Source organism: Roseovarius halophilus (ex Wu et al. 2025), from assembly GCF_047086965.1.
Genome location: NZ_JBKOTX010000244.1, coordinates 1 through 7,074 on the forward strand (window position 1 = coordinate 1; position 7,074 = coordinate 7,074).

Sequence of the window (7,074 nt, forward strand, 5' to 3'; positions counted from 1 at the left end):
GCGCTTGCCCGCCAGATCCAGCACGGCGCGCCGGCCGACATCTACATCTCGGCGAACCCGGGATGGATGGACAGGCTGCAAGAGGACGGGCTTGTCGAGGAGGGCACGCGCCTCGACCTTCTGAGCAATGCCATGGTCCTGATCGCAGCCGACACCGGCGTCGCGCCCGTCGAGATCGGCCCCGACATGGACCTTGCGGGCCTGCTCGGCGACGGGCGGCTGGCCATGGCGCTGGTCGATGCCGTGCCGGCTGGCATCTATGGCAAGGCCGCTTTGGAAAGCCTCGGTCTGTGGGACAGCGTCGCGGCCCAGGTGGCCCAGGCCGACAACGTGCGCGCGGCGCTGGCCTTCGTTGCCACCGGTGAGGCGCCCTATGGCATCGTCTACGCCACCGACGTCATGGCCGAGGACGACGTGCGTGTCATCGGCACCTTTCCGGCCGAAACGCATCCGCCCATCGTCTACCCCGCCGCGGCGCTGGCCAAGAGCGACAATGCGCTGAACCGGACCTTCCTCGACTTCCTGCGCGGCCCCGAGGCGCGGGCGGCGTTCCTGCGTCAGGGCTTCGTGGTCATTGCGGAGTAACCGCTGATGGATTGGCTCGGCTCCGACGAGTGGGAAGCGCTGGCGCTCTCTCTCCGGGTCTCGTTGTGGGCGACGATTGTCAGCCTGCCACTCGGGGTTTTCGTGGCTTATGCGCTGGCGCGCTGGTCCTTTCCCGGCAAGCAGGTGCTGAACGGTATCGTCCACCTGCCGCTGATCCTGCCGCCGGTGGTAACGGGCTACTTGCTGCTTCTGACCTTCGGCACGCTCGGCCCAATTGGCAGTATTCTGGCCGAATGGGGCATCGTCTTCGCATTTCGCTGGACGGGAGCGGCGCTGGCGGCAGGTGTCATGGCCTTTCCGCTGATGGTGCGCGCGATCCGGCTGTCGATCGAGGCGGTCGATCCCAAGCTGGAACAGGCGAGTGCCACGCTCGGGGCCGCGCCGATTTGGGTTTTCCTGACGGTTTCGCTGCCCATGGCGCTCCCCGGGATCATTGCCGGCGCGATCCTCGCCTTCGCCAAGGCGATGGGAGAATTCGGGGCGACGATCACCTTCGTGTCGAACATTCCGGGCCAGACGAGGACCGTTCCATCGGCGATCTATGCTTTCCTGCAGGTGCCCGGGGGCGAGGGACCGGCAATGAAACTGGTAATCGTCTCGGTCGTCGTGGCCATGGGCGCGCTGCTTTTGTCTGAACTGATCGGGCGGCGCGTGGCGGCACGCATCGGGGGCGCGTGATGCTGAAAGTCACGGTGCGCCATGCCTTCAAGGACTTCACGCTCGATGCCGCCTTCCGCGCGCCGCCGGGGGTGACGGTATTGTTCGGCCGGTCGGGCTCGGGCAAGACGACGCTGGTGAACGCCGTGGCGGGCCTTCTGATGCCCAATGAAGGGCGCATCGCCGCGGGCGACTGGACGCTGCTCGACACTCAGGCGGGTGTGCGCCTGAAACCCCACCGGCGCAGGCTCGGCTACATCTTTCAGGAAGGGCGGCTGTTTCCGCATCTGACCGTCCGGCAGAACCTGTCCTACGGCGCGTGGTTCGCGCCGAAAGGCGCACCGCGCGAGGATATGGGCCGTGTCGTGGACCTTCTGGGCATCGGCCACCTGCTCGGCCGGAGGCCCGGCGCGCTCTCGGGTGGCGAGAAACAGCGCGTCGCGATCGGCCGCGCGCTCCTGTCCGCGCCGCGCCTGATCCTCGCGGATGAGCCGCTTGCGGCCCTCGACGAGGCCCGCAAGGCCGAGATCCTCCCCTATTTCGAACGGTTGCGCGACGAGGTGAACGTCCCGATCCTCTATGTCAGCCATTCCGCCTCCGAGGTCGCGCGGCTGGCCAGTACGGTGGTCGCTCTCGATGCGGGCCGGGTTGTGGCGCAAGGCTCCGCCGCGCAGGTGCTGGGCGATGTGGGCGCGATGGGCGCGCGCGGCACGGCGTCTGTGCTGACGGCGCGCGTCACCCGCCACCATGCAGACGGGCTGAGCGAGCTTGCCGCGGCTGCCGGACCGCTGTGGTTGCCGTGGGTCGCGGCTCGAGAAGGCGCGACGATCCGCGTTCGGATCGCTGCGCATGACGTGATCCTGTCGCGGGCGCGCCCCGAGGGACTGTCAGCCCTGAACCTTCTGTCCGGCACGGTGACCGAGATCCGCCCGGGTGACGGACCCGGTGCACTGGTCACGCTGGATGTGGGCGGCGACCGTCTGTCGGCGCGTATCACCATGCGCTCGGCGCAGGCGATGGGCCTTGCCACCGGCCAGCGATGCCATGCTGTTATCAAGTCTGTCTCCATCGCCCCCGAAGATGTGGGGCGCGCCGATCAGGAACCCGCCGAATGACGCGGCCGCAGCGCCCCGCCTTCGCCGTCGCCCTCGGCATGGTCGTTGGGACCGCCGGCGGCCTGATCGGGCTGGGCGGGGCCGAGTTCCGGCTGCCGGCGCTGGTCAGAATGCTTCGCTTTTCCGCGCGCGAGGCCGTCACGATCAACCTCGTGGCCAGCTTCATCGTGCTGGCGGCGGCATTGCCCTTCCGCGCAGCGACGGTGCCCTCGGACCAGATCACGCCGCACCTGCCCGCCGTTCTTGGCATGCTGGCAGGGTCCATGTCGGCAGCCTGGATTGGCGCGGGCTGGCTCCGCCGTGCGTCCGACAAGCTGCTGGGCGGGCTGATCCTGATCCTGCTCGTTGCGCTCGGCTGTGTGCTGATCGCCGAAGGGCTTTTCGTGGTCGAACCAACCCGGCTTGTGGGCGCGGGCCTGTTCCCTACGGTCCTTGTCGCTGCCACCTGTGGCGTCGCCCTAGGCCTCGTCTCGTCGCTTCTGGGGGTCGCGGGCGGCGAGCTCATCATCCCCGTCTTCATCCTGCTCTTCGGGGTGGACGTGAAGGTGGCAGGCTCGTTGTCGATGCTGGTGGGCATGCCGACCATCGCCGTGGGCCTCTCGCGCCATTTCGGCGCCGGATCGTTGCTACGCGAGGACGCCGTCTGGCGCACGACGATCCTGCCGCTCGGGGCCGGGTCGATCCTCGGGGCCAGTCTCGGTGCGATGCTGCTCGGGGTCGTACCGAGCCAGGTGCTCAAGATCGGGCTCGGGCTGATCCTGATCTGGTCAGCTTGGGGTGTTTTCAGGCATCTGCCACAGACCGCTCCGGCGGCGACCGCGCCGCCGGACCTGCCCGCGCGGGTGGTGGCGCATGACCCTGAATGGGGCCTTACGACGTTGACGGTAGATGGCCAGACCGTCACAGTTCCACGCGTCGACCTGCCGCCCGGATCGCGGACCTCCTTCCGGATCGACGATCGTGACGTCACGCTCGCTCTCGCCGTCGAGGCAGGCTCGAGTGCGCTCAACACACTCTCGGGGCGCGTGGCAGGGATTGACCTCCTGGCGGACGGCGCGACAGCCCGCGTGCGTCTGGCCATTGCGGATGCGGGCGAGATCTCGGCACTTGTCACCTGTCGGTCCGTTACCGGACTCGGCCTGATCGAGGGTGCGCCGGTGTTTGCGCGGTTCAAGGCGACGGCGGTGCGATGACAGGCCGCCTCACCCAAGATCCACCGGTGGAGCCATTCGTGGCCCGGCGCGCCGCAACATCACCACACAGGCCAGACAGAGTTTCGCGTGCCGTAGAAAAAGGCTGCCGGCACGCCCTCCGACAGTCTCAGAGGCAATCCGCAAGTGCCGTGGCGAGGTTATGCAGAACGTTACCGTAAAGATCCGGGCCGGGTTCGAGGTCGGAGCCAAGCGGGTCAAGCACGCCGGTACTCGCCTCGGACCTGTCCATGACCGCGGCCACGATACCGGGGTCGTATTGCGGTTCCGACAAAACGCAGCTCGCGCCTTGGTCTGCCACACGCGCCTGGATCCCGGTTATGCGGGCCGGGCTGGGGTCGGCGGCATCGGACACGGATATCGCGCCTGACGCTGGAAAGTCGAACGCCGTCTCGAAATATTGATAGGCGTCGTGGAAGACGATGAAGTTACGGCCGCGTACCGGTTCAAGGATGCCGTTGATCTCGGTGCTCAAAGCGGCCAGTTCCTCGCGCCCCGCCGCTGCATTGGCAAAATAGGTGCCCGCGTTGTTTGGATCGGCAGCAGACAGCTGTGCCGCGATGGCATTCAGCCAGACTGCGCCGTTATCGGGCGACAGCCAGGCGTGGGGGTCGTGATCCCCGTGATCATGCCCGGCATGCCCCGCACTGTCATGGCCCGCCTGATCGGCCTGACCGTGATCAGGGTCCTCGTGACCATGGTCGTCATGCGCCGCCTCCTCGGCATGATCTTCTCGACCATGGTCGTCGTGATCTTGGCCATGCGCGTCGGTGTCGTGGTCATGGCCGTCATGCTTGTCGTCGTGATCCTCATTCTTATGCGAATGCGCCTCGAACAGCACTCCCTCCCGGAACGGCAGTTTGGTCGTTCCATCGACCTCGAGCAGTTCTGTCGCGGTTGCGTCACCCGCAAGTGTTTCAATCGCTCCGCCGAGCCAAGGCGTCAGGTCGGGGCTTACCCAGAATACGAGGTCGGCGTCCTGCAACGCGCCCGCCTCGGACGGACGAAGGTTGTACTCATGCGGGCTGGCCCCGGGGGCCACGATCAGGGATGGCTCGCCTACCCCCTGCATCACGCGGGCCACCAGTGAATGAACAGGCGCGATATCGGCCACCACATCTGGCACATCCGCCATGGCCGTCCCACCCAGCACAGACGCGGCGACGGAAAGGGAAACGAGGTTTCTGGACATATGCGGCTCCATGTGATTTTATAACGTTGGTACATGGGTATAGGAAATGAGATAACATGACAAGCGCTGCCCACGCAGGAAAGCCCGCATCCAGCGACCTGATCGGCTTCGAAAAGCACGATCACGGGTCCTGCATCCGTTCCGGGCTCAAGGCGGCCGAGGCGCACTGCCAGACGGAAGGTTTGCGGCTCACGCCGGTTCGCCGCAAGACGCTGGAAATCCTTCTGGAGGCACACCGGGCGGTCGGGGCCTATGAGATGCTCGACAGATTGCGGGACGCCGGGTTCGGTTCGCAACCCCCCGTGGCCTACCGTGCGCTTGAATTTCTTGTCGCCAACGGGTTCGCGCACAAGATCGAACGGCTTAATGCCTTCATCGCCTGCGCCCATCCCGGGGCCAATCACTCGCCTGCCTTCATGATCTGCCGGATCTGCGAGTCGGTGGCCGAGGCGCAATCCTCACCGGCGCGCGGCGCGCTCGGAGAAGCAGCGCGCGCCACCGGGTTCAAGATCGAACGGACCGTGGTCGAGGCCGAGGGCATCTGTCCTGCTTGCGTGGGAAAGGTTGACGCATGAGCCTGATCGCGGCGGATACTGTCAGCGTCAGCTTTGGCGCGAACAGGGTTCTGCACGACGTATCTCTCGCGGTAGAGCCGGGCGAGATCGTGACCGTCGTCGGGCCTAACGGCTCCGGTAAGACCACGTTGCTGCGGTTGCTGATTGGTGCAGCCAGCCCATCCTCGGGGCACATCACGCGCAAACCGGGGCTGCGCATCGGCTATGTCCCCCAGAAGCTACATATCGACCCGACCCTGCCCATCACGGTGGACCGGTTCCTGCGCCTGCCCGGGGGTATCGCGCGGTCGGCCTGCGCCGCGGCCTTGGAACACGCGGGCGTGCCGGACCTGTCCCACCGCCAGATGTCCGCCCTGTCGGGCGGCCAGTTCCAACGCGTCCTGCTGGCGCGGGCGCTGATCAATAAACCGGACCTGCTCTTGCTCGACGAAGCCACACAGGGGCTGGATCAGCCCGGCTCTGCCGCCTTCTACCAGCAGATCGAGGAGGTCCGCCAAAGCACCGGCTGCGCCATCCTGATGATCAGTCACGAGTTGCATGTGGTCATGGCGGCCTCCGACCGGGTGATCTGTCTCAATGGTCATGTCTGCTGCCAAGGCACGCCCGAGACCGTCTCCGCTGCGCCGGAATACCGCGCGCTGTTCGGCACCGGCACCGGTGGCGCGCTGGCCCTCTACCGGCATGAACATGACCACAGTCACGACGAAACCTGCGCGCATGACCATGCACCGCAGGACAAGCAAACCGAGGCCGCCGAATAATGCTGGACGATTTCATGACCCGCGCCGCGCTTGCCGGCGTCGGCGTGGCCCTTGCAGCGGCGCCCTTGGGCAGTTTCGTCGTGTGGCGGCGCATGGCCTATTTCGGCGATGCCACGGCGCATGCCGCGATCCTGGGGGTGGCCCTGTCGCTGGCCTTGCAGATCTCCATCTTCGCGGGGGCCGTGGCCGTGGCGCTTGCGATGGCGCTGATCGTGACGATGCTCACTGGACGCGGCTATGCGATGGACACACTGCTTGGTGTTCTGGCGCATTCGGCGCTGGCGTTCGGGTTGGTTGCCGTGTCTTTCTTGTCGGGAATCCGCATTGACCTGATGGCCTATCTCTTTGGTGACATTCTGGCGGTGTCGCGCGGCGATCTGGCGGTGATCTGGGGCGGTGCGGCGCTGGTTGTCGGGCTGATCGGTTGGCGCTGGTCGGCGTTGCTCACTTCGACGATCAGCGCGGAACTCGCCTATGCCAGCGGGATCGACCCGAAACGCGAACAACTCGTCCTGACACTGTCACTCGCCATCACCGTGGCCGTCGCCATCAAGGTCGTCGGCGTGCTGCTGATCGCGGCGATGCTGATCATTCCCGCCGCCGCCGCCCGCCCCCTTTCACGCACGCCTGAACAAATGGCGCTCACTGCGGCGATAATCGGTAGCGGGTCCGCCGTAATGGGCTTGCAATCTGCCTATGCGCTCGACACCCCCGCGGGACCATCCATCGTCTGCGTCGCAGCGCTCGTATTTCTTGGCACAAGCATTCTGAAAAGCCTGCGATCCTGACGGGCGGATGTTCCTGCCCGGCAAAGCGTAACGGTTGCCTTCAGCTTGGTAGGCTTGAAGCTAGGCGTTGAGTCCCAGCGTGTGCTGGTCTACTGATCTGTGACCATCAGAAGGATGCACTATGGACAAATTCTTCACGTCAGCGCCACGACCACGCACGCGATCCGAG

Annotated in this window: 8 protein-coding genes; 7 read left to right on the plus strand and 1 reads right to left on the minus strand. The window is 66.0% G+C overall.

Translation table 11 applies throughout. The features are described from left to right. The 4 genes from modA to ACH107_RS28245 all read left to right on the plus strand — a co-directional run. Nucleotides 1-585 (plus strand): molybdate ABC transporter substrate-binding protein (modA, locus tag ACH107_RS28230; RefSeq protein ID WP_412509056.1); only part of this gene is annotated, 585 nt, incomplete at its 5' end. 6 nt (nt 586-591) lie between these two features. Continuing rightward, on the plus strand, nt 592-1,284 hold the full coding sequence (modB, locus tag ACH107_RS28235) for a molybdate ABC transporter permease subunit (RefSeq protein WP_412509058.1): 693 nt from the start codon (nt 592-594) through the stop codon (nt 1,282-1,284). Continuing rightward, nucleotides 1,284-2,378 (plus strand): molybdenum ABC transporter ATP-binding protein, encoded by a 1,095-nt coding sequence (gene modC, locus ACH107_RS28240; RefSeq protein ID WP_412509059.1) that lies wholly within the window; start codon nt 1,284-1,286, stop codon nt 2,376-2,378. Before modB ends, modC begins: the two co-directional genes overlap by 1 nt. Further along, nucleotides 2,375-3,571 carry a TSUP family transporter gene (locus ACH107_RS28245; protein ID WP_412509060.1) on the plus strand — a complete coding sequence of 399 codons (1,197 nt, stop codon included), beginning with the start codon at nt 2,375-2,377 and terminating at the stop codon, nt 3,569-3,571. The genes modC and ACH107_RS28245 overlap by 4 nt, the downstream gene beginning before the upstream one ends. 127 nt (nt 3,572-3,698) lie before the next feature. On the opposite strand, the gene ACH107_RS28250 is transcribed toward ACH107_RS28245, so the two are convergent. Further along, entirely contained in the window at nt 3,699-4,781 is a 1,083-nt protein-coding gene (locus ACH107_RS28250) for a zinc ABC transporter substrate-binding protein (protein ID WP_412509061.1), read from the minus strand. Nucleotides 4,782-4,837: 56 nt separating this feature from the next. Here ACH107_RS28250 and ACH107_RS28255 point away from each other — a divergent pair, with 56 nt between their 5' ends. From ACH107_RS28255 to ACH107_RS28265, 3 genes are read left to right on the plus strand one after another with little or no spacing between them, the layout of a single operon-like run. After that, the gene (locus ACH107_RS28255) at nt 4,838-5,356 is read left to right on the plus strand and encodes a transcriptional repressor (protein WP_412509062.1); all 519 of its coding nucleotides are present in this window, start codon (nt 4,838-4,840) and stop codon (nt 5,354-5,356) included. Next, on the plus strand, nt 5,353-6,117 hold the full coding sequence (locus tag ACH107_RS28260) for an ATP-binding cassette domain-containing protein (protein ID WP_412509063.1): 765 nt from the start codon (nt 5,353-5,355) through the stop codon (nt 6,115-6,117). Before ACH107_RS28255 ends, ACH107_RS28260 begins: the two co-directional genes overlap by 4 nt. Further along, the gene (locus ACH107_RS28265; protein ID WP_412509065.1) at nt 6,117-6,905 is read left to right on the plus strand and encodes a metal ABC transporter permease; all 789 of its coding nucleotides are present in this window, start codon (nt 6,117-6,119) and stop codon (nt 6,903-6,905) included. Before ACH107_RS28260 ends, ACH107_RS28265 begins: the two co-directional genes overlap by 1 nt. Nucleotides 6,906-7,074: the final 169 nt, after the last annotated feature.

What these genes read in the sequence shown, in the direction of transcription:
- modB (WP_412509058.1), top strand. Translation starts at nt 592, where the DNA reads ATGGATTGGCTCGGCTCCGACGAGTGGGAAGCGCTGGCGCTCTCTCTC.
- modC (WP_412509059.1), top strand. Translation starts at nt 1,284, where the DNA reads ATGCTGAAAGTCACGGTGCGCCATGCCTTCAAGGACTTCACGCTCGAT.
- ACH107_RS28245 (WP_412509060.1), top strand. Translation starts at nt 2,375, where the DNA reads ATGACGCGGCCGCAGCGCCCCGCCTTCGCCGTCGCCCTCGGCATGGTC.
- ACH107_RS28250 (WP_412509061.1), bottom strand. Translation starts at nt 4,781, where the DNA reads ATGTCCAGAAACCTCGTTTCCCTTTCCGTCGCCGCGTCTGTGCTGGGT.
- ACH107_RS28255 (WP_412509062.1), top strand. Translation starts at nt 4,838, where the DNA reads ATGACAAGCGCTGCCCACGCAGGAAAGCCCGCATCCAGCGACCTGATC.
- ACH107_RS28260 (WP_412509063.1), top strand. Translation starts at nt 5,353, where the DNA reads ATGAGCCTGATCGCGGCGGATACTGTCAGCGTCAGCTTTGGCGCGAAC.
- ACH107_RS28265 (WP_412509065.1), top strand. Translation starts at nt 6,117, where the DNA reads ATGCTGGACGATTTCATGACCCGCGCCGCGCTTGCCGGCGTCGGCGTG.